We start from the raw sequence: 22,868 nt of genomic DNA on the forward strand, positions 1-22,868 counted from the left end.
ATCCGGTACCCGGGCACTCCTTCCTTAGGCGGGAGGAACGGCCGCCGTGTCCGCGGACGCCACGATCTCGACGGTGCCCCGCGACCCGTCCACCCGGATCCGGTCGCCTGTGGCGATCCGGGTGGTCGCGTCGCCGCATCCCACCACCGCGGGGATGCCGAGCTCGCGCGCGACGATCGCGGCATGCGACAGCGGCGCGCCCACGTCGGTGACCACGGCCCCGGCCCGGGGGAACAGCGGCGTCCAGCCCACGTTGGTCACGGTGGTCACCAGGATCTCGCCGGGCGCCAGCGCCTCGCCTTCGGCAGCAGAGGCGACGACCCGCGCCGTGCCCTCCACCGTGCCCGCGGCCCCGGGCGCGCCGCGGATCCCGCTCTCGGTGGAGCCGGTGGGGGTACATCCCTCCTCGTAGACGTCGGCCCGGCGGTGGGGGTCCGACGCCCAGAGCTGGGGGTCGAACCGGCCCCGGATGAACGAGGGGTAGGTCGGCAGCGAGCGGTAGAGGTCGTAGGTCGCCCGGCGCGCCGGGACCTTGGCCAGCGCCGTCTCGTCGCCGCGCAGTACGGCCAACAGCTCCTCGAGTTCCAGGAAGAACAGGTCCTCCCCGTGCCCGGTGAGTTCCCCTGCGCGCAGCACGAACTCGCGGTGGACCCCGATGGAGCGGACCCACTCGGACCTGCCGGCCTCCCGGAACCGGGCCGCCCGCGCCGAAGCTTCCATCCGTCGGCGCAGCTCTCCTGCCTTGTCCGGATGGCGCCGCACGAACCGCTCCTGCGCCTCCCGCCGGGTCTCGCGCTGGCTTTCCACCAGGGAGTCCAACCGGTCCAGGGATGCACGCGCTTCGTCGACCTGCCGGTCCAGCAGGTCCGGGTCCTCCGCCGGGCGGGGTACCGACAGTTCGAACTCGTCCGGGGACCGGTGCCCCCAGCGTTCGATGAAGGTCTGCCGGTCGATCTCTCCGCGGGCCAGCTGGGCCAGCCCCACCACCGGGCCGAGACTCGCCAGAGGGCTCTCGTCCTGAGTCGGATCCGCACCGGTGCTCAGTGCGTTGACGTCTGACTCGCTCGTGCCGTGCTTGAGCAGCCACGGGCGGAAGGCGAACTGGCCGAGACCGTGGCAGGCCCAGAAGGTGCGGGCGGCGAAGGCGAAGGCCGGGTTCGCCTCGGAATCCCAGCAGCGCGCCAGTTCGACGGGGGTCCGCGCCGCGTGGATGCTCTCCCGGGCCGCGGCCAGGCGTGCGGGGACCTGGGCCAGCTTCTCGCCGGTCCGGCGCCGGTACGGGAGCAGGGACGGCAGCGCCCGCAACAGCACCGGCGCCGCGCGTGCGATCAGCTGCCCCCGTGACAGCCCGAGCGGCGGTATCCGCACACCGTCGGGAAGGTGCCCGGTGATCTGCTCGGCCATCGCCTCGGCCTTCGAGCCGAACGCGGTGAACAAGGACACGTTCATGTAGAGACGGCCGCCGATGTTGCCGAACTGCATGATCCCGGGCACCCGGCCCAGGGGTTTGATCATCGCCATCGAATGCACGAACACCGACCAGGTCAGGGGGGTCATCACGCTGGGTACGGCCTCGCCGACGTTGACGCTGGTCCACAGGTAGTCCCCGGCGAGGCTGTCGTTCCACACCTCGGCTTCCACGGCCCCGGCCGTGCCCGGGGCCGGGGCGAGGGCCGTGGTGATCGGCCGGGCCTGCAGGATGTACAGGTTTCCGGCGTGGCGGGCCCACTCGATGTCCATCGGTGTGCCGTACAGTTCCTCGATCCTCGTGCACTGGTGTGCGAGTTCCCGGGCCTCGTTGTCCCGGAGCACCTCCTGCAACCGGAGGTGGTCCGGCACCGGTTCCTCGGCCGTGCCCGAGGAACGGGGCACCGTCATGACGGCCTTGTCCCCGGTACTCCGCTCCACCAGTGCTCCGCTGGCGCGGTCCACCACCAGGACGTCGGAGGTCACCTCGCCGCTGACCACCGCCTCGCCCAGTCCCCAGGCGGCGTTGATCGTGATGCGCTCCCGGGCTCCCGTGACCGGGTCGGCGGTGAAGGCCACGCCGGCCGCGTCCGAGGGCACCAGCTCCTGGACCACTACGGCCAGACTGACGTGTTCGGGTGCGATGCCCGCGCGGGCGCGGTACCCGATCGCCCGTGCCGTCCACAGTGACGCCCAGCAGTCACGCACCGCCGCCAGCAGTGCTTCTTCCCCTTGGATGTTGAGATAGGTGTCCTGCTGCCCGGCGAAGGAGTGTTCCGGCAGGTCCTCCGCGGTGGCTGAGGAGCGGACCGCGACCGCGGCGGACCCGCTTCCGAGCCGCTTGTAGGCGGCGCGGATCCCTTCGGCGACATCGTCCGGTACCGGTGCCCCTCGGAACAGGTCCGCCACCCGGTCGGCGGCGGACCGCAGGGTCTCCGGTGCCCCCGGGTCGGCCGCCGCCACGGCCTCGAGGATCGGATCGCCCAGTCCGGAGCGCTCGACGTAGTGGTCGTAGGCGCCGGTGGTCACACAGAAGCCGTCCGGTACGGAGACCCCGGCCCGGATCAGCCTGACCAACGAGGCCGCCTTGCCGCCCGCCTGTTCCAGGAGCGTGTCCATCTCTGCCAGGGGCACCACGGCTGGGCCCCGTTCATCGTTGTTCATCACGCGGTCTCCTCACGCTGAAGGCGGTCCGTGAAGGGGTCGGCGGGCCGCGCGGTGATGTCTGTCAACTCTCGGCCGCTGACTCTTCCAATGTAAGAATGACCAATTTAGTATATTTGGTCAATAGTAGATGTCGGTGTGGTGAACGACCGGGGCCCGTGCGGTGTCCTGAGTGCCCCGGTCCGGAAGGGTGTGGGAGATGACCGACCAGGTGGAAGCGGCAGGGCCGCCGCGTCTGCGGCCGGTCCTGACCGCCATCGTGCTGGGAACAGCGATGGCCGCTCTGACCAGCTCCATCGTCGGTCCGGCCATGCCGACCATCGTCGGGGACCTCGGCAGGATCGACCTTCTCCCCTGGGTGGCCAGCGCAACCCTGCTCGCCCTGACGGTGGCCACACCGCTGTGGGCGGCGCTGTCCGACCGCTTCGGGCGCAGGCGGCCCTTCATGGCGGCCGTCCTGCTCTTCACCGCGGCGGCCCTGCTCGCCGGCCTGGCGCCGAACATGCCCGCGCTCATCGCCGCCCGAGCGTTGCAGGGGGTGGGGGCCGGCGGCCTCATGGTGCTGGCCCAGATCCTGCTGGCCGACGTACTGCCGCCGCGGGAACGGGGACGCTACAACGGTCTCCTCGGCGCCGCCCTGCTGGTGCCCCTGGTGTCCGGGCCGGTGCTCGGCGGCGCCCTGGTGGGCCTGGGCGACACGGGGTGGCGGTGGTGCTTCCTGATCAACGTGCCGGTGGGTGCGGTCACCCTTGTCCTCAGCGGACGTTTCCTGCCGTCGGATACGGTGCCCCGGAAGCCGGCCGTGTTCGACTGGTCCGGTGCGGCCGCCGTCACCGGCGCCGCCACGTCCGTGATGCTGCTGCTCACGCTGGCCGGTACCGAGTTCGCCTGGACGTCCGGTTGGAGCTGGGGCCTCGGCGCGCTGACCCTGGTCCTCACGGCGCTGGCCGTGTACACGCAGCGGCGCGCCACAGCACCGATAATGCCGCCGTGGCTCTTCGGCCGACGCACCATCGTGTCGGCCATCGCGGCCTCCGCCTTGGTGGGTGCGGCGATGTACGGGGCGATGATCTACCTGCCGCAGTACCTGCAGCTGGTGGCGGGCCTCGGGCCCACGGCTTCGGGGCTGATGATGGTCCCGCTGCTGGTCGGCCTCATGGCCTCGCTCACCGCGACGGGGCTGCTGACAGCCCGTACCGGACGCTGGAAGCCCTACCCGGCCCTGGGAACGGTGCTGCTCCTGCTCGCCTTCCTCCTGCTCGCCGGGCTCTCCACCGACCCGCGCGGGCTGGTCCTGCTCGGCTCAGGAGTCGCGCTGGTCGGCTGCGGCCTGGGAATGGTGATGCAGATCCTGACCCTGGCGGCACAGAACGAGGTCGACCCGGCCGACACCGCGGCGGCGACCGCGGCTGTGTCCTTCTTCCGGTCCCTCGGCGGCGCGCTGGGGGTCGCCGTGCTCGGCGCGGTCTTCACCCACCGCCTCCAGAGCGGACTGGCCGCCGCGGAGGGTGTCGCGCTGCCCGCACGCATCGCGTCCGAGCTGGAGCTCGGCGCCCCCGAGGAGGTTCGTGCGCTGCCTCCCGGTGTGCGCGACATCGTCCACGAAGCGCTTTCGCAGGGTATGCAGGGCGTTTTCCTCACCGCGGCCGGTCTGAGCGCGGCAGCGGCGGTCGCGGTGCTCGTGATGCGGGGGACGCGGCTGCGCTCGACCATGTCCCGGGATGGCTAGCGTGGAGGGCATGACCATGGAGCAGCGGAAGTCGCGTGAGCAGCGCACGAGAGAACGGCGCGAAGAGCGCGCCGAGCACATCCTCGACGTGACCAAGGAGTTGGTGCTGCGCTGGGGGTACCGCAAGACCACCTTGGACGACATCGCCCGTAACTCCCAGGTCAGCAAGGGAACGCTCTTCCTGCACTGGCGCAACCGCGACGCGCTCTTCGCCTCCTTGCTGCGGCGCGAGCGCCTGGGGATACTGACCGACGTCGAGGACGCGTTCCGCCGCGATCCGGACCAGGCCAGCCTCTACGGCCTGGTCCGACTCTTCGTTCGGATGTTCCACAGCCGGCCGCTGCTGACCGCGCTCATGCTGGGGGACCAGAGCACACTGGGCCGTCTCGCGGACCGCCGCAAGGACGAATGGAGTGCCTCGGAGAGGGCGCAGAGTTTCCTTGCCTACCTAGAGGAGCTTCGCGCCAGCGGGCTGGTCCGCGACGACGTGCCCACTGAGGAACTGGTGTACTCCTTCACGGCCGTCTTCTACGGCTACGTAGCGGCGCGGCCCACGACACCGGAGGACCGCTTGCCCTCAGAGGAGCGCGTCGCCGACCTGTGCGCCGACACCATCTGCCGCGCCCTGGCGCCCTCTGCCGGCGCCGACCGCCGCGAGGAACTCGACGAGATCACGCGACGGTACGTCGCCCAGGCGCTGGAGATCACCAGGACGCAGTACCTGGCTTCGCTCACCGCCCCGGCGAGCGCGGAGGAAGCCTGACCGGGCTGCCTCAGGGCTGCCTCAGGTGATCCCCGGTCCGAAGCGGGTCAGAACTCCACGGTCACACAGGCGAGGCGGTCGCCCGCGGTGCCCGCGTGGCCCTCGTGGGTGGCTGTGTGCTCCTCGTGCAGGACGAGGGACTGCGCCTCGCCCTCGCGGAACTCCCAGTCGACGGTCGAGTCCACGGCTGCCTTACCGCTGTCGTCCGTCGTGAAGTCGAGCCAGACCTCGTTCTCGGGGTTGGCGTAGTCGGGGTCGGTGGAGGGGTCGTCCTCCTCCGCCTCGGGGTCGACCTCGTGCTGGTAGTGCGGCCCCGAGTCGTCCGGGTCGTCGCCGCAGGGCTGGGTGTGCACGTGGGCGCCGAAGTCGCGGTCCGCCTCCAGGTCGGTCCCGGTGAACTGCACGAACGTGGACTCGTCCTCGACGCGGACTTGGACGTCCGCGGTGGCGCCCTCGGGCACGGCGGTCTCGTCGTAGGTGACCGCGAGGGCGTCCTCCCCGGGAGGGAGGAAGGTCGAGACGGTCACGCTCGGGGACGCGGTGGGGTCCGCTGCGGGGCCGTCGGTGGCGGCTGATCCGTCGGTGGTCGCGGGGTCCCCCTGTGCGCAGCCGGCGGCGAGGAGAGCGGTCAGGGCCAGACCGACGGCGGGTGTGGTGGTGCGCATGTCGGGACTCCCGGGTAATCGGCGCGTTGGATGCCCACAACGTTACCCAAGGTGTCGATCAGATAACTACAAGCGCGGTGGCTGCAGCGTGGCTGGAGGGTCGAAGGCACTCCTGAGGGTGAACGCCGCTGGCGTCGGTCCCTTCTCGCGCAGGGTTTCCAGGCGCTCTCCGCCCTCCTCCAGTGTGGGGACCGTACCAGCAGGGATCCACCACAGCGCGAGGTGTGCGGCGGAGAACCTCTCGAACCAGCTCCTGCGCTGGCGCAGCAGCTCCAGGTGCTCGGTGCGGTAGGTGAAGTCCCACAGTGACGCCACGTCCTCCCACACCGAGAAGTTCACCAGGATGTCGTCGCCGAACGGCCGCAGTCCGGTCGCGTCGCCCTCCCCGTCGCCGACGAGCCGCCAGACGAAGCCGGGCGACCGGTCCGCCAGGGCGTTGATCGGGTCGAGCTGGTCGGTGAAACCCGACATCTCGGGGGTGTCCAAGGGGGCTTTGAGTATGCCGACGTTGATCTGCGCGAGGTGGTGGGAGGGATGGCTCATGGGAAACAGGACACCATGGCCCGCGCTTCTAAGTCAACGATCATTATTTTTGGAAAATGAGGACGCAGCACCGACCCTTCTCCGGGGCCAGCCGGGTCCGCGGCGCGTCCCGGTCCTGCCCCTCCGCGTGGGCGGCCAGCATCCCCCGGAGCAGCTCCAGGTTGAGCCCGCAGGCCAGCGGCGGGAACTCCCCGGCCAGCGCGTGGAAAGGGCAGTTCCGCAGCCGGATCCCCCCGCTGTGCGGGCTGCCGTCAGTGCGGCCGGTCTCCGGGCCGCCGTCCGGCTCCGGCTCGTAGCCCCGCTCGCGCAGCAGGTCCACCACCGAACCCGCTCCGGCCGCCGCGCCGATCCGACGACCTTCCTCCTCGGCAGCGGCGTGCAGCGACTCCTCGGCGCCGTGCCGCTCGACCGCTTCGGCCAGCACCCGTGCCGCCAGCTCGTAGTCGCGCGGCGGCAACTGCAGTGAGACCTCCCGCTCCGAACGCCGGTACAGCTTGGCCGGCCGCCCCGAACCCGGCCCCTCCCGGCCGCTCACCTTGCGCCGGACCACGTCCAGGAGGCCCGCGTCCGCCAACCGGTCCAAGTGGTGCGCGGCCAGGGTGCGCTGTATCCCGAGCGCCTCGGCGGCCTCACCCCGGCCGACCTCCGTCCCCGAGCCCGCGACGTGCTCGTACAGCCTGCGCCGCAGGGGGTCGCCGAGGACCCGGGCGGCGTCGATCGAGGAGTCGTCCATCATCCCCCCATTGTGCTCCCTCGAGGGGCGCGGCCCACGGGATGGCAGACTGGTGCGGTCCACCACGGCCCCTCCTGAACAGGCGATATGAGAACGATCAGATCCGGCGGCGAACACGAGATCGAGATCAAGAAGTCCCGCTTCATCTGTGCCCTGGCCAGGGTGGACAGCGAGGACGCCGCCCGTGAGTTCATCGCGGAGCGGCGCAAGGAGCACTGGAGCGCCAGCCACAACTGCACCGCCTACGTGCTGGGCGAGGACGGCGGCGTCCAGAGGTCCAGCGACGACGGTGAACCCGGCGGGACCGCAGGGGTGCCCATGCTGGAGGTACTGCGCCACCGGCGGATCACCGACACCGTCGCCGTCGTCACCCGTTACTTCGGCGGGACCAAACTCGGCGCGGGCGGGCTCATCCGCGCCTACGGCAACGCCGTTTCCGCGGCGGTGGAGGAGTTCGGCCTGCTGGAGCGCCGCCGACTGCTCGTGGTGGACGTGTTCGCCGACTACGTCCTCGGCGGGCGGTTGGAGAGCGACCTGCGCGACTCCCCGATCACGGTCCGGGACGTCTCCTACGAGGAGCGGGTGCGCATCGAGGTGGCCCTGCCCGAGGACGCGCTCGCGGACTTCGGGGTCCGGCTGGCCGAACTGACCGGCGGCAAGGCGGACCTCGAGGTGAGGGGCAGCACAGTCGTCGAGGTCGAGCCCGACACCGAGTCCTGACCCCCGGGAGCGCCGGTTCGGTCGGACGTACCGCGCGATCGGGGTGTGTATCCACTTGGCCGTTCCCCGGCTTAGGATTTGCCGTAAACGTCATCGTTTCGTGGGGAGAGACCGTCCATGCGCAGCACACGAGTGCCCCAGGCCCTGACCTGTGGTCTCGCGGCGCTGCTGGTCGTCGGGTGTACAGGCGATCCGGAACCGCCCGAACCCGGTCCAGAGGAAGAGGCCGCCCCGGTCCCCACCGAGTTCGAGGGGGACCTGCCCCCGGGGATCGAGGGCGACGCCCTGCGCTACCTGCACGGTGACGACGCCGAGGTCCACGAAATCCTCGACGACCCCCTGGGTGTGCGGATCAGCCCCGTGGGCGGCTCCTTCTTGATCAGCTCGGGGGGCGAGGACAGCCACCTGCTGCACGACGCGGCCACGGGGGAGGCCCTCTGGGAGGGCGAGGCGCGCTTCCGCGGTTTCGACGTGGACTCCGAAGGCGAGTCCGTCCTGCTCCTCGCGGACGGCGAGGACAATCCGTTCGTGCTCGACTCCGAGGGCGAGCTTCTCTGGGAGCCCGCGGAGCCCGGCGACGCCTACCTTGACGGGGTGGCGGTGCGCCGCCCGGCCGAGTGGAGCGCCGAGGAACCCGACGGCGAGTACGCGGTGCTGGACACCGACGGGGAAGAACTGTGGTCCTACACGTTCGAGTCCGAGCCCGAGGACACGGACGAGGACGACGAGGCGGCGGACGACGAGGACACCGACGACGAGACCGGAGAGGGATCCGCGGACGAGGGTGCCGAAGACGAGGAGGGCGATGACCGCTCCGAGCGCTTCGGCGTACCGGTCGCCGTCTGGGGCGACACGCTCCTGCTCGACCCCGGCGACTCCACTCTGCACGCCCACTCGCTGGACCCCGACTCCGCTGGGGAGTACCTCTGGTCGGTGACGGTCGACGACGAGGAACTGGGCCTGCCCGCGACGGCGCCGGTCCCCGTACCGCAGGTTCTCGGGATCTTCGGGACCCCGGTGCCCGAGGAGGACGACGCGGAGGACGGGGACGAGGAAGGCGACAACGGGACCGCTGACGACGAGGGCACCGAGGAAGACGAGGACGCGGAGGACGCTCAGGGCGCTGAGGACCGTGAAGGCGACTCGGAGGTCGTCCTGCTGCGCTGGGCCCAGCCCGAGGCGACGTCCTTCCTCTCCGGACACGACGCCGTCGACGGCGAGCTGCTGTGGACCCTTGAGGAGTCGGGAACCAACCCGGTCTCGCCGTACTTCGACGAGGCGGGCGTCCCGGGAAGCCTCTACGACAGCGAAACCGGCACCCTGCTGCTGCCCCAGGCCAGCGGGGAGGCCACCATGGCCGCCGTCGACCTGGTGGAGGGCGAGGTCCGCTGGGGCCTCGAGGACGAGGACGACTCCCTCTCACCGGCCTTCGCCCACGGAGGCCTGGTCTACGGTGACGCGCGCTCCAACGAGGACGAGGACGAGGACGAACAGCTGGTGCTGGACGCCGAGACCATGGACGTGGTCGGCGACGACCTCTCCGCGTACGTGGAGGCGATCACGGATACCGGACACGCCATCCTCGTCCAGGACCGCCAGCGGTTCGTCATCGGCCCCGAACCCGGCACGGACACCGAGGACGATCCCGCCGACGGCTCCGAGGACGAGGACGGGGACGGCTCGGAGGACGAGCCCACCGAGGACGCCAGCTGACCGGGACATGGCCGGTTCCGGCCACAGAGGTGTGCTGACCGCCAGAGCGGCATGATTTTCCGAGGGAGGTCGGTTCCGGGCGGCTAGGATGCATGTTCTGGCGCACCCCGCGAGTGGCGTTCCGCCCCAGCGCCCCCTACCGACACCCCACCCCACTTGAGCCCCATGAGCCCTGCCCGGACCTCGGCCCTCCTGCCGGCCACTGCCACCGACCTCATCCCCGCCGACCCCTCCGAGATCGGTCCCTACCAGACGCTCAACCGCCTGGGTGCCGGAGGCATGGGCGTCGTGTATGCCGCCCAGGCCAAGGACGGCACCCTGGTCGCGGTCAAGGTGATCCATCCCGAGTTCGCCGCCGACCCCGACTTCCGGGGGCGCTTCGCCCGTGAGGTCGACATGCTCGGCCGGGTGGGCGGTGCGTGTGCGGTGCCGCTCCTGGAGGCCGACACCGAAGGCGCCCATCCCTGGCTGGCCACCCCGCTGGTGCGCGGCCTCACCCTCAACGCCTACCTGCGCGAGAACCGCGGTCCGCTGCCGTCCGGCCTCCTGCACGGGCTCGCGGCGGGCATCGCCGAGGCGCTCGCGCAGATCCACGCGGCCGGGGTGGTCCACCGGGACCTCAAACCCGCGAACATCGTGGTCTCCCCGGACGGGCCCCGGGTACTGGACTTCGGTATCGCCCGCGCCCTGGACCAGACCGCGCTCACCCGGACCGGTTCGGTGCTCGGATCCTCCGGATGGATCAGCCCCGCCCACTACCGTGGCGAGCCCATCAGTACGGCCGACGACATCTTCGCTTGGGGCGCCCTCGTCACCTACGCCGCCACCGGACGCCCTCCGTTCGGCGGCGGCGACCCCGCAGCCGTCGCACACCGCGTGATCAGCGGTGAACCCGACATGGAGGGCTTCGACGGCCCCCTCGCCGAACTCGCCCTCAGAGCCCTGTCCAAGGACGCGGCCCAGCGGCCCACCGCGATGGCGCTGGTGATCGGTGTGATGCAGTTGCTCAACCTGGGCCGTCCGATCGGCCCGATCGAGGGCCCCGCGGCAGCCGGGGCGGCGGTGTCCGAGACACTCCAGGCCACCTGGCACGGGGTGCGCACCCCCGAGGAACGCAAGGTCGAGGTGCCCAAACGGGGCCGCGGGAAGGGCCGCAGGAAGGGGGCCGCGGCCGCCGCGGCCGCCGTCTTGCTGCTGCTGGCGGGGGTGGGCGGTGCCGCGGTCGCCACCAACTGGGACACCCTGCCGATCGCCGCCTGGTTCGGCGCCGACGGACCCGAAGACGAGGGTTCCACTGACGGCGGCGGTGGGACGGACCCCGATCACGCCGACGCCGACACCTTGGAGGGGCCCTCGGAGGAACCCTCCGAGGAGCCCTCAGAAGCGGAAGAGGACACGGGGGCCGAGGCCGACAGCGACGACGGCGGTGGCGGTTCGGATGAGGACGGAGAGCCCGTCACCACGATGGCCACGGTCGGGGCCGGGGTGAGCGCAGGGGGCTCCAGCCCCTCGGGAAACCACGTCGTGGCCTTTCAGCCGGTCAACGGCTCCGGCAAGTACGGCGTGGTGGACGACGCGACGGTGTTGTGCGCGTGGAGCTTCTGCCAGGGGGAGGGAGGGGCCGTGGGCAACGGCGACGCGGGTTCGGTGCCTTCCAGCCCGTCCACGCTGACCGGCTACGTCAACAGCGGAAGCCGCACGATCTCGGCTGAGGTCACGTACACGGAGGGCTCCGACGGCAGCTACACCATCACCCGACTCGTGGAGCACCACCAGACCAGCGGCACCGGAACCCCGCCCTGGTAGGAGGAGAGAAGTGTCGAAGTCCCTCACCCGCTGGGCCTCCTGCGGGCTCAGCATCGCCCTGATCTCGGTTCTCGCGTACGCGGCCCCTGCCTCGGCGGCGCCCTACAACGGCGTGTGCGGCGACGGGTACAACGTGGTCAACAGCGCCGACATAGGCGGGGGAACCATCTACCTGACCTACAACAACTCCAACGGCCGCAACTGCGTGATGGTCGTCCGCGCCGATCCCGGCGACGCCATGAACATGGACGCCGTCCTCAAGCGCAGCGACGGCACGTCCTGGCAGACGGACCCCGGGGACTGGACCATGTACGCGGGGCCGATCTACCTGGAGGCCGCCGGCCAGTGCGTGGACTGGGGCGGCGTGATCGGCAACGAGTGGGTCGTGCGCAACGGGACCAACTGCGGCGGCTGAGCCGGACCCGTGCCGTCGCGCGCCAACGTTTCCGTTGAGGGCGAAGGGCAACGGCACGGGACCGGTAGGACCCGAAAGGCCTGGCCTGGGCCTAGACCTCGTAGACGCTGAGGGTCCCGGTGTCGCCGATGCTCACGCTGTAGTCGCGCACCCGGTCCTCGTCCTGCGCCTCGCACGTCGCGACGTCGTCGGCGCCCGGGACGATCATGAGGACGTCGTCCATGTCGCAGCGCACATCCTCGGTCTCGGCGCGCACGCGGAGGGTGTCCTCGACGACCTCGCGCTGCAGCGGGGCCTCCGACAGCTCCCAGTCGTAGGTGACGAGGATGCCGCCGCCTTCGATCTCCAGGGAGTACTCGAGCTCCTCGCCCAGGTAGGTGATGGTGCAGGTGGCGGTCTCACCCTCCTCACCCTCGATGTCGGGGCAGTCGGCTGCGGCGTCGGGGTCGCCGACCTTCGCGAAGGACGACACGGTCTCGATCGCGTCCCAGCCCAGGCGCTCACTCAGCGGGGCGTCGTCCGCAGGTTCGTCGGGCAGGTCGGCCTCGTCAGCCTCGGGTGCCTCGTCCGGGATGGGGCCCTGGTTGAAGTCGCCGCCGTCGGCAGCGCCGTCCGCATCCTCTTCTTCGACGTCCTCGGCCTCCTCGGCGGCCGTGTCCTGCTCCGCGGGCTGGGGGTCGTCGGCACCGCAGGCGGCGAGGGCCAGAGCCGAGCCTGCGGCGGCCACGCCAAGAGCCAGGCGGTGTCTACGAGCGGAGTTCAGCATTCCGAGTGTCCTGTCTGTGTCTTACTGCGACGTTCGGCCACTACGTTGCGAGACCCTCCGAAGTGGTTCGCCGATCCGCGTATCTGTGTCCCATGTCATAGCCTTGGGGGTAGTGGTGTGCCGGGGCGGCGGGGAATCCCCGCTGTTCAGAGCAGTGGAGCGCGATTCTGTGCCGGGCACCACACCCCGGCTCACCGAAACCGAACCCGGTTCTCTACCATCTCGGAGTATGGACGTCCCTGAGAGAGGGGCAGCCGGTACACCGGCGCCCAACCTGGCCGAAGGCTTCCCGGCGGCCACACCTGAACGGTGGCGCGAACTCGTCGCGGGAGTGCTGCGCAAGAGCGGTGTCGCTGAGGACCGCCTCGCCGACGCCCCCGAATCCGTGCTGGCCACCCACGCCTACGACGGGTTCGACATCGACCCCCTCTACACATCCACCCCGCCCGCGGGTGATCCCGGCTACCCGGGCCTGGCCCCCTTCACCCGCGGCTACCGGCCGGGCGGGGGAGTCACCGAGGGCTGGGACATCCGCGCCCGGCACACCGACGCGGACCCGGAGACCCTCCGCCGCCGCATGCACAACGACCTGATGAACGGCGTCAGTTCGCTGTGGGTCAGCGTGGGAGAGGCCCCTGGGCCGGAGGCGTCCGTTGAGGACGGTGGAGGGGTGCCGGCCGACAAGCTCGGTGCGGCGCTCGCCGACGTCTACCTCGACCTCGCCCCCGTCGTGCTCTCCGCGTCGGGTGAGACCGCCTTGGATGCCGCGAACGCGCTGCTCACCGCACACGCCGACGCCGACGTCCCGGACGCCCGGGTCATCTCCCACCTGGGCCTGGACCCCCTCAGCACGGCCGCCCTGGCCGGTGAACGCCCCGACGTGGCCGACCGGGCGCGGTTCGCCGCCGAGAAAGCCGCCACCTACCCCAAGCTCGGCCTGTTCATCGCCGACGGCACCCTCGTGCACAACGCGGGCGGCTCCGAGGCCCAGGAGATCGGATCCGCGATCGCCGCCGGAACCGCCTACCTGCGCGCGCTCACCGAGGCCGGCCTCGAGCTGGCTGACGCCGCCCGCCGGATCGAGTTCCGCCTGGCCGCCAACGCCGACCAGTTCTCGGTCATCGCCAAGCTCCGCGCGGTCCGCGCCATGTGGAACCAGGTGCTGGAGGCCTCGGGCCTGCCAGCGGACCAGCGGGCCATGCGCCTGCACGCCACCGCATCGGAGGCGATGCTCACCCGCCGTGACCCGCACGTGAACATGCTCCGCACGACCGTGGCCTGCTTCGCCGCCGGGGTGGGCGGCGCCGACGCGGTCACCGTCGCGCCCTTCGACTCCGCGGTGGGCCTGTCCGACGACTTCGCCCGCCGTATCGCCCGCAACACCCAGTCGCTGCTCATCGAGGAATCCCACCTGGCCCAGGTCATCGACCCGGCGGGCGGCTCCTTCTACGTGGAGGCCCTCACCGGCGACCTCTACCGCGCCGGGTGGGGCTTCTTCCAGGAACTGGAGCGTGCCGGGGGGATCGCGGCGGCGATCGAGCACGGCGAACTGCGCACGGCGGTGGACCGGGTGTGGGAGCTGCGCCGCGACGACCTGGCCCGCCGCAGGGCCCCGCTCACCGGTGTCAGCGAGTTCCCGGACCCGGACGAGAAGCCGCTCGTCCGCGAACCCGACCCGGCCCGCCCGGCGGCGCCCGTCCCCGAGGGCTTCCCGGTCCGCCGGTACGCGCAGGACTTCGAGGCCCTGCGCGACCGCTCCGACACCCGGACCGGGGAGGCGGGTCAGCGGCCCACAGCCTTCCTGGCCACCCTCGGCCCGGTCGCCGCGCACACCGCGCGGGCCTCCTTCGCCACGAACCTCCTCGCCGCCGGAGGTATCGCGGTCGACGAGCCGGGACCGCTCGACGACGCCCGGGCAGCTGCCCAGGCCTTCGCCGACTGCGGCAGCCGTGTCGCGGTGATCTGCTCCACGGACCAGCTCTACGCCGAGCACGCCGAGAGCGTCGCCCGCGCGCTCAAGGGGGCCGGTGCCCGCCGTGTCCTCCTGGCCGGGTCCCCTCGGGACGCCTACCGCGAGGCCGGTGTGGACTCCTTCGCCCACCGGGGCTGCGACGCCGTGGCCCTGCTCACCGACCTGCTCGACGTGGTGCTCACCGACCCTCCGGCCCCGACAGCAAGCAGAGACAACGCCCAGGGGGCGAGCGCATGATCCCCGACTTCTCCGACGTCGACCCCCAGCTACCCGCCTTCACCGGTGCGGCCAAGGGCGAGGCCGACTGGCAGCGCGCCCTGGAGGACACAACCGGCAAGGCCGCAGATGCCTTGGAATGGGAGACCCCCGAGGGAATCGGGGTCAAGCCGCTCTACACGCCGGCCGACCGTGCGGGACTCGACTTCACCGACGGGCTTCCGGGTATCCCGCCCTACCTGCGCGGGCCCTACCCGACCATGTACGTCAACCAGCCGTGGACCATCCGCCAGTACGCGGGTTTCTCCACCGCGGAGGAGTCCAACGCCTTCTACCGCCGCAACCTCGCCGCGGGCCAGAAGGGCCTCTCGGTCGCGTTCGACCTGGCCACCCACCGCGGCTACGACTCCGACCACCCCAGGGTGGGCGGTGACGTGGGTATGGCCGGCGTGGCCATCGACTCCATCTACGACATGCGCCAGCTGTTCGACGGCATCCCGTTGGACAGGATGAGCGTGTCCATGACCATGAACGGTGCGGTGCTGCCCGTCCTGGCGCTGTACATCGTCGCTGCCGAGGAGCAGGGTGTGTCCCCCGAGAAGCTGTCGGGGACCATCCAGAACGACATCCTCAAGGAGTTCATGGTCCGCAACACCTACATCTACCCGCCGCACCCGTCGATGCGGATCATCTCCGACATCTTCGCGTACACCTCGCAGCGGATGCCGCGGTTCAACTCCATCTCCATCTCCGGCTACCACATGCAGGAGGCCGGTGCCACGGCCGACCTGGAGCTGGCCTACACCCTGGCCGACGGGGTGGAGTACATCCGGGCCGGCCAGAAGTCCGGCCTGGACGTGGACGTGTTCGCGCCCCGCCTGTCGTTCTTCTGGGCGATCGGCATGAACTTCTTCATGGAGGTCGCCAAGCTGCGGGCCGCCCGCCTGCTCTGGGCGCGCCTGGTCAAGGACCTGGGGGCCACCAAGGACAAGTCGCTGAGCCTGCGCACGCACTCGCAGACCTCCGGCTGGTCGCTCACCGCCCAGGACGTGTTCAACAACGTCGCGCGCACCTGCGTGGAGGCGATGGCCGCCACCCAGGGGCACACCCAGTCGCTGCACACCAACGCCCTCGACGAGGCGCTGGCCCTGCCCACGGACTTCTCCGCGCGCATCGCCCGCAACACCCAGCTGCTCCTGCAGCAGGAGTCCGGCACCACCCGCTCCGTCGACCCCTGGGGCGGCAGCTACTACGTGGAGAGCCTCACCCAGCAGCTCGCCGACAAGGCTTGGGAGCACATCCAGGAGGTCGAGAGGGCCGGGGGCATGGCCGCCGCGATCGACGCCGGACTGCCCAAGATGCGCATCGAGGAGGCGGCCGCCCGCACCCAGGCGCGTATCGACTCCGGCCGCCAGCCGGTGATCGGGGTCAACAAGTACCGGCCCGACACCCCGGACGAGATCGACGTCCTCAAGGTCGACAACACCAAGGTGCGCACCGAGCAGCTGGACAAGCTGAGCCGTCTGCGTGCGGAGCGCAGCGATGACGAGGTGCGCGCCGCCTTGGACGCCCTCACCGAGGCCGCTGCGGGGGAGTCCAAGGCCGACGAGGGCCTGACGAACAACCTCCTGGCCGCCGCCGTGAACGCCGCCCGGGCCAAGGCCACGGTCGGGGAGATCTCCGACGCCATGGAGAAGGTCTTCAACCGCCACTCCGGCCAGATCCGTACGATTCAGGGTGTGTACAAGGACGAGGCCTCCGGGAGCGCCGACGCGGCCGGTCTGATGGACCGGGTGACCGCCAGGGTCGAGGAGTTCGCCGAGGAGGAGGGCCGCCGCCCCCGAATCCTCGTGGCGAAGATGGGCCAGGACGGGCACGACCGGGGACAGAAGGTCATCGCGACGGCCTTCGCCGACCTCGGCTTCGACGTCGACGTGGGCCCGCTGTTCCAGACGCCGGCCGAGGTAGCCGTGCAGGCCGTGGAGGCCGACGTACACGTGGTCGGGGTGTCCTCGCTGGCGGCCGGGCACCTGACCCTGGTGCCCGCTCTGCGCGAGGAGTTGGCCGAGCTCGGCCGCGAGGACATCATGATCGTGGTCGGAGGCGTGGTCCCGCCGGGTGACTTCGAGGCGCTGCGCGAGGCCGGCGCGGCCGCGATCTTCCCGCCGGGCACCGTCATCGCGGAGGCCGCGATCGACCTGCTCGACCAGTTGGAGGAGCGACCGGACCCCGGCCAGGAAGGGGAGTGACCGTGGCGGCGCGCAGGAGGCGTCCGTTGGACGTGGACGCCCTCGCCGAGGGGGTCCTCTCCGGGGACCGGCCCACCCTTGCCCGGGCGATCACCTTGGTGGAGTCGCGTCGGCCGGACCACGCGCGTGCCGCCCAGGAACTCCTGGTGCGCTTGCTCCCGCACACCGGTAAGGCCCACCGGGTCGGGATCACCGGGGTGCCCGGGGTGGGAAAGTCCACCTTTATCAATGCGCTCGGTACCCGCCTGACCTCGACGGGGCACCGGGTGGCGGTACTCGCGGTCGACCCGTCCTCCACCCGCACCGGCGGCAGCATCCTCGGTGACAAGACCCGCATGGCCGACCTCGCGGTGGACCCGGACGCCTTCATCCGGCCCTCGCCCACGGCCGGGACCCTGGGCGGGGTGGCCCGGGCGACCAGGGAGACCATGCTGCTCATGGAGGCGGCCGGGTTCGACGTGGTGCTGGTGGAGACCGTGGGCGTCGGCCAGTCCGAGGTGACGGTCGCAGCCATGGTCGACTGCTTCCTGTTCCTCACGCTCGCCCGCACCGGCGACCAGCTCCAGGGCATCAAGAAGGGTGTGCTGGAACTGGTGGACGTGGTCGCGGTGAACAAGGCCGACGGCCCGCACGCCGACGACGCCCGCAAGGCCGCACGGGAGCTCTCCCGTGCGCTGCGCCTGCTCCACCAGGTCCACCCCGAGTGGCGGCCGCCGGTGCTCACGTGCAGCGGCCTGTCCGGGGACGGGTTGGACGAGGTGTGGGAGACCGTGGTGGAGCACCGGCGCGTGCTGGAGCGCGACGGGTCCCTCGCCGAGCGTCGCAGCGAACAGGGGGTGAGCTGGATGTGGGACCAGGTCCGCGACCAGCTCATGGACACCTTCCTGAGGGATGAGGGGGTGGCGGACCTCATCCCGAAGATGGCCGCCCAGGTGCGATCGGGCGACACAACGGCCACTCTCGCCGCGCGCACACTGTTGGAGTTCTTCACCCAAGGTGACGGTGTTCGAGGGGGGCGAACGGAACGTGATCCGGTCAAGGGTGACGGCACGGACGTCTGAGGAACAACGGACAGCACCGGGCGTCATGTCGTGAAATGACACAGGGTAAACGGTCTATACCGGTCCTTGGTGTGATGGTTCTCGCCCATGAGGCTAAAATTTCTTGCCTGATGGCATTCCCGTACCGGCGGTTCGCTTATACCGTGAGTGTCCAACGACTTACCAGGCCGCCAGGGCGCGCACGTGTTTCCCCTCACCGGACCGGCTCTGTGGGAGTGGAGCCGGACCCGGTGGTCGTCCCCGGTCGGACTGCGTATGGTTAAGCGAGGGACCCCTCACCTTCAGAACGTGGGGCCGGGAGGAGTGAATGTGCACAGGCTCGGACTGAGCACGCGGGTTGAAAGCCGCAGTGTCATCGTCGCGATCGAGGGAGAGCTCGACATCGCGACCATCGCCGACCTCCAGGAACACATCACGGCCGCGATCGAGGACCACGGTCCGTGGCTGATCCTGGACCTGTCCGCCCTGGACTTCATGGACTCCAGCGGGCTCAACGTCATCATCAACGCCTACCGGACCGTTCGCGAGCAGAACGGATCCCTGTCGTTGGCGGCACTCAACGAACGCGTCACCAAGGTCGTCCGCCTCGTCGGACTGCACCGGCAGGTCCCCGTCCACCAGACCGTCTCCACCGCGATCGCCGCCATGGAGGCCCTGGAGGCCAAGCGCCAGGCCGGCTAGCCACACCGGCACGACTCCGCCCGCCTCCGGCTACCGGCCCGCCCCGGGTGAAGATCACGGGTTTATAACGTCATGTCCGGGTGGGGCGGGCCCATGAGTGAACAGGCTTCCACCCCCCGGACCGGTCGCCGCTTCTCCGACGCGCTGATCCGCCTGCAAATCCGCAACCAGAACGAGCCGCGCCGGGCCGGTCCCTGGTTGGGGTTGTTCTTCGGCCTGCTTCTTTTCCTGGGTATGGCGCTCGGCCTCTTCGTCGGGGTCGGTGCCGGGGCTGACGACCGGCCGTTCCCTTTCCCCGTCCTCCTCTTCGTGGCGCTCCCCGGTGCTGCCCTGGGCGGTGCCCTCTTCGCGGTGCTGATGGTGGTCATGGTCAAGCGCACTGTGCGCTCGAACCCCCTCCCGGCCGAAGCCGACCCCGCCGACGTGCGTGCTGCCCGGAAGGTCTTCCGCTCCGGCGAGGCATCCGGCGACCCCGAAGTTGACCGGATCGCGCGGATCCTCGCGGCGCAGGCCCTGAGAGGCAGGCTCCAGTCCCCGAAGGCGATCCTGTACCTCTTCGGGGCGCTCGGGGGGCTTTCCGTGCTCCAGGTGGTGGCTCAGTACACGGCCAACGACGGCTGGACCTGGCTGGCTGTGATGTACGCCGGGTTGGCGGTCCTCTTCTGCGTCTACACCGCGGTCTTCTACCCGCTGGCGGTCCGGCAGCGCAGACGGATCCGGGCCTTCGCCGCGGCCTACGACGAGGGCGCCGGGCACCCCGACGGGGAAGCGGGCTCTCCTGCACGGGGCGGGAGGGGCCATGCGTGAACAGCCGCCTCGGACCGGTAGCCGCTTCTCCGAAGCGTTGATCCGGCTGCGGGAGGACCCCCGGATGATCGGCCGCTGGGCGGGGCTGTCGGTGGGCCTGTTCGTGTTCCTGGGTACTGTGGCTGCTTTCGCCTTCGTGCTCGACGGCATCGAGCGGCCGTTCTATCTCCTGGTCTTCCTGGCCTTCCTCGGATCGGTGCTGGTCGGTGCGTTCTCGGGCGTGACAGTGCAGACGACGCTGTACCGGACCCTGGGCTCGCACCCCCTCCCCGAGGGCGCGAGCCGGGCCGACGTGCGCGCGGCCGGGAAGGTGATCGGATCGGGTGCGCCCTCGGGCGACGCGGAGGTGGACCGGATCGCGCGGACACTGGTTGCCCGGAGTATGGAGGGCAGGTACCAGGGCCCCGCCCTCAACGGCCTCTTCTGCGGCGGGATGGTGGCGATGCTGTTCCTGCAGTGGCTGTTCCGCTACGCGAGCGAGGGCTGGACCCTTCTCACCGTGTCGGTGTTCGCGGCCGCCAGTTTCTTCCTGGTGGTCCTCATCGTCGCCCTGCCGCTGATGGTGAGGGGCCACAAGCGGGCCCGGGCCTTCGCCGCGGCCTACGACGCGGCGAGGGGCGAACCTTCGGAGGGTGGCCCGGACGGACCCTGAAGAGGGTCACGAAAAAGTCATCCAATGGTCTCGGATTGGTAACGCACTTGCCGGGTAAGGCGGGGACATGAACGAGCACACGACACACCCCCCGTCCGCTCGCCGACATCCCAGGGCCCTGTTCGGCCAGATGCAGGTCTACGCGCAGAACAATCCGCGCGGCTACGCCGTCAGGGCCTCCCTGGTCCTCGTTGCCCTGACGCTGCTTCCCATGGTGACGGCCTACCTCGCCGTGGGCGGCGACCCAGTACTCCTGGTGTTCCCCGTCCTCGGGATGATGGTGCCCCTCCTGGTCGTATGCGGCTTCCTGATCCTGTTCATGCCGCGCATGATGCGCCGCATGCTGGGCACGTCGACCCTGCCGCCGGACACCGATCCGGTCGATCTCCTGGAGGCCAAGCGCCAGGTGCGCAGGGGCGGCCTCCACGAGGACGAGCCCGTCAACCGGGCCGCCCGGATCGTCGCGGCCCAGGCCGAAGCCAAGGTCAACTCGCCGAAGACCATCAACGCCATGAGCCTGGTAGGAGCACTGCTCTTCGCCGGGTTGGCCGTGCTCAACTACGCCGTCGGGGAAACCGGCTTCAACTTCTGGTGGCAGGTGGGGATGGCCCTGCTCTTCGCCTCCTACCTGGTCTTCCTCGGTCCGTGGGCCAAGCGCTACCGCCAGCGCGCCCGCGACTTCGCCGAGGTCTACGACGCCCGTGAGAGGGGCGCGCGAGCCCCGGACGCCCCCGAACACCTGGACTGACTCCGCCTGGGCCGACTCACCGGCCCGGCCGGTCTCGGCGATTCCCTGGATGCCGGAGGCCGGGCCGGTTAGCCTCCAGTGGTATGAGTCGAATTCTCCCCCCGAGCCCCATCGACCTCTCTTGGGACCACAACAGCCACTACCACGACTACCTCCTGCGCGCGGTGCCCCCGCACGCGGGCCGGGCGCTGGACATCGGCTGCGGTGACGGCCGCTTCGCCCGCCGGTTGGCGCTGCACGGACTGACCGTCGACGCGATCGACCCCTCCGACGAGATGACCTCCCTCGCGAGAACGCGCACACCGGGCCGCCTGCCGGTGAACTACCAGGCCGACGCGCTCGAGGACGCCCAACTCGTCCCCGGCGCCTACGACTACGTCAGCGCGGTCGCGACCGTCCACCACATGCCGTTCGGCCCGACACTGGACCGGATGGCCGCCCTCTTGGCCCCCGGCGGGGTCCTGGCCGTCCTGGGCCTCTACCGCGAGGAGGGTGTGACCGACCTGCTGACGGGTCTGGCCGCCCTGGGGCCGCAGTGGTTCGTGGGTGCCGGACTGCGGCTCGCCCGCCCGTTGGCCGGGGTTCCGGCGGCGGACACTGACCGTCACCTGGACATGATGCCCGTGCGCGATCCGGGCCTGAGCCTGCGCGAGATCGGGATCGCCGCCGCCGAGCACCTCCCCGGGGCGCGGCTGCGGCGCCTGCTCATGTGGCGTTACGCTCTCCTGTACACCAAGCCGAGCAAGAAGTGACCCGGTGCCCGCACGGGCGGGCGGAGAGCGGCCGCATGGACGACAGGGAAGACCGCGTGGCGGCGTCCTCGGCCGGACCCCGTCGGCTGCCCCGTCCCGACGGTTCGGGCATTGCGCGTGCGTGACGGGGTGCGTAATATCTCTTCGAATCGATTCGACTACGGACAGGACGGTGCGGTGCGGATCTCCGAAGTGGCCAAGCACGCCGGGGTTTCACCGAGCACGGTCTCCTATGTCCTCAGCGGTAAACGCTCCATCTCCGAGACGACCGCACGCCGGGTACGTGACAGTGTCGAGGCCCTGGGTTACCGCCCCCATGCCGGGGCCCGTTCCCTGGCCAGCCGTCGCAGCAACGTCATCGCCCTCGTGGTCCCCCTGCGCGACGACGTCCACGTCCCCGTCGCGATGCAGTTCGCGGTCTCCGTCGTCACCGCGGCACGCGGCCACGACCACGACGTCCTCCTCCTCACCCAGGGCGAGGGTCCTGACGGTCTGCACCGGGTCTCGGGCGGTGCCATGGTGGACGGGATCGTCGTCATGGACGTGGAGGCCGACGACGCACGCGTCCCGCTCCTGCGCTCCCTCGACCTGCCCTCCGTGCTCATCGGAGTTCCTGAAGACACCGAAGCCCTGACCTGTGTCGACCTCGACTTTGCCGCCGCCGGCGCGCTCTGCGTGGACCACCTGGCGGACCTGGGGCACACCGAAATCGCCCTCGTCGGCCAGCCGCCGTCGGTGTACGAGCGGCGCACCGGTTTCGCCGAGCGGACCCTGTCCGGGTTCGAGGCGGCCGCGGCGAGGCGCGGTGTCCGCGCCTCCCACCACCCCTGTTCCCCGGGGACGGCCCGTCAGGTCGCCGCCGATCTCCGAGAGGAACGCCCGGGACTCACCGGGGTCATCATCCACAACGAACCCTCCGTCGGCCCGCTGTTGGAGGCCTTCGCCGACCAGGGGCACGAAGCCCCGGAGCCGTCCACCGTGGTCATCGGTCCGGTTCCCGCCGGGGTGCCGCCGCTGACCTCGGTGGAGTTGCCCGCCGAGGAGCTGGGCGGGCGCGCGGTCGACCTCCTCATGGACAAGATCGACGGCCGCGGTCTGGCGGGGGTCACCCTGCTGGAGCCGCGGCTGACCGAACGGGGCAGTACCGTCCGCCGACCCTGACCCCTTCCCGACCTCCCCTGACCCACTCCTGAACCCTTTCCCGACGCCCCTGACCCAGACCCGTTATCGAAGCGCTTCGACACTA

20 protein-coding genes are annotated in these 22,868 nt (G+C 70.7%); 15 read left to right on the forward strand and 5 right to left on the reverse strand.

Translation table 11 applies throughout. The annotated features are described in order from the left end of the window. Positions 1-24: 24 nt before the first annotated feature. Positions 25-2,631, reverse strand: a complete 2,607-nt coding sequence (locus ACYVDG_RS23110) for a PEP/pyruvate-binding domain-containing protein (protein ID WP_460757637.1) — start codon at positions 2,629-2,631, stop codon at positions 25-27. A gap of 199 nt (positions 2,632-2,830) precedes the next feature. Between ACYVDG_RS23110 and ACYVDG_RS23115 the strand changes: the two genes are divergently transcribed. Further along, entirely contained in the window at positions 2,831-4,360 is a 1,530-nt protein-coding gene (locus tag ACYVDG_RS23115) for an MFS transporter (protein WP_460757640.1), read from the forward strand. Continuing rightward, positions 4,353-5,123 carry a TetR/AcrR family transcriptional regulator gene (locus ACYVDG_RS23120; protein WP_460757645.1) on the forward strand — a complete coding sequence of 257 codons (771 nt, stop codon included), beginning with the start codon at positions 4,353-4,355 and terminating at the stop codon, positions 5,121-5,123. The genes ACYVDG_RS23115 and ACYVDG_RS23120 overlap by 8 nt, the downstream gene beginning before the upstream one ends. 47 nt (positions 5,124-5,170) lie before the next feature. Here ACYVDG_RS23120 and ACYVDG_RS23125 read toward each other — a convergent pair whose 3' ends face one another. From ACYVDG_RS23125 to ACYVDG_RS23135, 3 genes are all read right to left on the reverse strand, one after another. Then, a complete protein-coding gene (locus ACYVDG_RS23125) occupies positions 5,171-5,788 on the reverse strand; it encodes a superoxide dismutase family protein (RefSeq protein WP_460757650.1) in 618 nt (205 codons plus the stop codon). A 66-nt stretch (positions 5,789-5,854) separates the two neighbouring features. Further along, complete coding sequence (locus ACYVDG_RS23130) at positions 5,855-6,331, reverse strand: DUF3291 domain-containing protein (protein ID WP_460757653.1); 477 nt, start codon at positions 6,329-6,331, stop codon at positions 5,855-5,857. 43 nt (positions 6,332-6,374) lie between these two features. Continuing rightward, positions 6,375-7,067 (reverse strand): helix-turn-helix transcriptional regulator, encoded by a 693-nt coding sequence (locus ACYVDG_RS23135; RefSeq protein ID WP_460757658.1) that lies wholly within the window; start codon positions 7,065-7,067, stop codon positions 6,375-6,377. A gap of 84 nt (positions 7,068-7,151) precedes the next feature. Here ACYVDG_RS23135 and ACYVDG_RS23140 point away from each other — a divergent pair, with 84 nt between their 5' ends. The 4 genes from ACYVDG_RS23140 (at position 7,152) to ACYVDG_RS23155 (ending at position 11,718) form a co-directional block, all read left to right on the forward strand. Continuing rightward, a complete protein-coding gene (locus ACYVDG_RS23140; RefSeq protein ID WP_460757663.1) occupies positions 7,152-7,784 on the forward strand; it encodes a YigZ family protein in 633 nt (210 codons plus the stop codon). Between the two features lie 117 nt (positions 7,785-7,901). Beyond that, positions 7,902-9,497 carry an outer membrane protein assembly factor BamB family protein gene (locus ACYVDG_RS23145; protein WP_460757666.1) on the forward strand — a complete coding sequence of 532 codons (1,596 nt, stop codon included), beginning with the start codon at positions 7,902-7,904 and terminating at the stop codon, positions 9,495-9,497. A gap of 165 nt (positions 9,498-9,662) precedes the next feature. After that, entirely contained in the window at positions 9,663-11,303 is a 1,641-nt protein-coding gene (locus ACYVDG_RS23150) for a serine/threonine-protein kinase (RefSeq protein WP_460757670.1), read from the forward strand. A 10-nt stretch (positions 11,304-11,313) separates the two neighbouring features. Beyond that, entirely contained in the window at positions 11,314-11,718 is a 405-nt protein-coding gene (locus ACYVDG_RS23155) for a spore-associated protein A (protein ID WP_460757674.1), read from the forward strand. A 91-nt stretch (positions 11,719-11,809) separates the two neighbouring features. Here ACYVDG_RS23155 and ACYVDG_RS23160 read toward each other — a convergent pair whose 3' ends face one another. Further along, complete coding sequence (locus ACYVDG_RS23160) at positions 11,810-12,484, reverse strand: hypothetical protein (protein WP_460757677.1); 675 nt, start codon at positions 12,482-12,484, stop codon at positions 11,810-11,812. A 229-nt stretch (positions 12,485-12,713) separates the two neighbouring features. Here ACYVDG_RS23160 and ACYVDG_RS23165 point away from each other — a divergent pair, with 229 nt between their 5' ends. The 9 genes from ACYVDG_RS23165 (at position 12,714) to ACYVDG_RS23205 (ending at position 22,783) form a co-directional block, all read left to right on the forward strand. Continuing rightward, positions 12,714-14,693, forward strand: a complete 1,980-nt coding sequence (locus tag ACYVDG_RS23165; protein ID WP_460757682.1) for a methylmalonyl-CoA mutase family protein — start codon at positions 12,714-12,716, stop codon at positions 14,691-14,693. Next, positions 14,690-16,921 (forward strand): methylmalonyl-CoA mutase, encoded by a 2,232-nt coding sequence (scpA, locus tag ACYVDG_RS23170; protein ID WP_460757685.1) that lies wholly within the window; start codon positions 14,690-14,692, stop codon positions 16,919-16,921. The genes ACYVDG_RS23165 and scpA overlap by 4 nt, the downstream gene beginning before the upstream one ends. Then, a complete protein-coding gene (meaB, locus tag ACYVDG_RS23175) occupies positions 16,918-17,982 on the forward strand; it encodes a methylmalonyl Co-A mutase-associated GTPase MeaB (RefSeq protein ID WP_460757688.1) in 1,065 nt (354 codons plus the stop codon). Before scpA ends, meaB begins: the two co-directional genes overlap by 4 nt. 309 nt (positions 17,983-18,291) lie before the next feature. Next, a complete protein-coding gene (locus tag ACYVDG_RS23180) occupies positions 18,292-18,663 on the forward strand; it encodes an STAS domain-containing protein (RefSeq protein WP_460757691.1) in 372 nt (123 codons plus the stop codon). A 93-nt stretch (positions 18,664-18,756) separates the two neighbouring features. Then, positions 18,757-19,470, forward strand: coding sequence for a hypothetical protein (locus ACYVDG_RS23185; protein ID WP_460757694.1), 714 nt, complete (start codon positions 18,757-18,759; stop codon positions 19,468-19,470). Continuing rightward, a complete protein-coding gene (locus ACYVDG_RS23190) occupies positions 19,463-20,122 on the forward strand; it encodes a hypothetical protein (protein ID WP_460757696.1) in 660 nt (219 codons plus the stop codon). Before ACYVDG_RS23185 ends, ACYVDG_RS23190 begins: the two co-directional genes overlap by 8 nt. 67 nt (positions 20,123-20,189) lie before the next feature. Beyond that, positions 20,190-20,870: a hypothetical protein gene (locus tag ACYVDG_RS23195; protein ID WP_460757697.1), complete on the forward strand. Its 681-nt coding sequence runs from the start codon at positions 20,190-20,192 to the stop codon at positions 20,868-20,870. A gap of 83 nt (positions 20,871-20,953) precedes the next feature. Further along, positions 20,954-21,622 carry a class I SAM-dependent methyltransferase gene (locus tag ACYVDG_RS23200; protein ID WP_460757698.1) on the forward strand — a complete coding sequence of 223 codons (669 nt, stop codon included), beginning with the start codon at positions 20,954-20,956 and terminating at the stop codon, positions 21,620-21,622. Between the two features lie 177 nt (positions 21,623-21,799). Next, positions 21,800-22,783 carry a LacI family DNA-binding transcriptional regulator gene (locus ACYVDG_RS23205; protein WP_460757699.1) on the forward strand — a complete coding sequence of 328 codons (984 nt, stop codon included), beginning with the start codon at positions 21,800-21,802 and terminating at the stop codon, positions 22,781-22,783. Positions 22,784-22,868 lie beyond the last annotated feature (85 nt).

It is taken from the genome of Nocardiopsis oceani (assembly GCF_054777395.1).

Bases quoted from the DNA above. Each gene is read 5' to 3' on its own strand.
- ACYVDG_RS23110 (WP_460757637.1), bottom strand. From the start codon at position 2,631: ATGAACAACGATGAACGGGGCCCAGCCGTGGTGCCCCTGGCAGAGATG.
- ACYVDG_RS23115 (WP_460757640.1), top strand. From the start codon at position 2,831: ATGACCGACCAGGTGGAAGCGGCAGGGCCGCCGCGTCTGCGGCCGGTC.
- ACYVDG_RS23120 (WP_460757645.1), top strand. From the start codon at position 4,353: ATGGCTAGCGTGGAGGGCATGACCATGGAGCAGCGGAAGTCGCGTGAG.
- ACYVDG_RS23125 (WP_460757650.1), bottom strand. From the start codon at position 5,788: ATGCGCACCACCACACCCGCCGTCGGTCTGGCCCTGACCGCTCTCCTC.
- ACYVDG_RS23130 (WP_460757653.1), bottom strand. From the start codon at position 6,331: ATGAGCCATCCCTCCCACCACCTCGCGCAGATCAACGTCGGCATACTC.
- ACYVDG_RS23135 (WP_460757658.1), bottom strand. From the start codon at position 7,067: ATGATGGACGACTCCTCGATCGACGCCGCCCGGGTCCTCGGCGACCCC.
- ACYVDG_RS23140 (WP_460757663.1), top strand. From the start codon at position 7,152: ATGAGAACGATCAGATCCGGCGGCGAACACGAGATCGAGATCAAGAAG.
- ACYVDG_RS23145 (WP_460757666.1), top strand. From the start codon at position 7,902: ATGCGCAGCACACGAGTGCCCCAGGCCCTGACCTGTGGTCTCGCGGCG.
- ACYVDG_RS23150 (WP_460757670.1), top strand. From the start codon at position 9,663: ATGAGCCCTGCCCGGACCTCGGCCCTCCTGCCGGCCACTGCCACCGAC.
- ACYVDG_RS23160 (WP_460757677.1), bottom strand. From the start codon at position 12,484: ATGCTGAACTCCGCTCGTAGACACCGCCTGGCTCTTGGCGTGGCCGCC.
- ACYVDG_RS23165 (WP_460757682.1), top strand. From the start codon at position 12,714: ATGGACGTCCCTGAGAGAGGGGCAGCCGGTACACCGGCGCCCAACCTG.
- scpA (WP_460757685.1), top strand. From the start codon at position 14,690: ATGATCCCCGACTTCTCCGACGTCGACCCCCAGCTACCCGCCTTCACC.
- ACYVDG_RS23185 (WP_460757694.1), top strand. From the start codon at position 18,757: ATGAGTGAACAGGCTTCCACCCCCCGGACCGGTCGCCGCTTCTCCGAC.
- ACYVDG_RS23190 (WP_460757696.1), top strand. From the start codon at position 19,463: ATGCGTGAACAGCCGCCTCGGACCGGTAGCCGCTTCTCCGAAGCGTTG.
- ACYVDG_RS23195 (WP_460757697.1), top strand. From the start codon at position 20,190: ATGAACGAGCACACGACACACCCCCCGTCCGCTCGCCGACATCCCAGG.
- ACYVDG_RS23200 (WP_460757698.1), top strand. From the start codon at position 20,954: ATGAGTCGAATTCTCCCCCCGAGCCCCATCGACCTCTCTTGGGACCAC.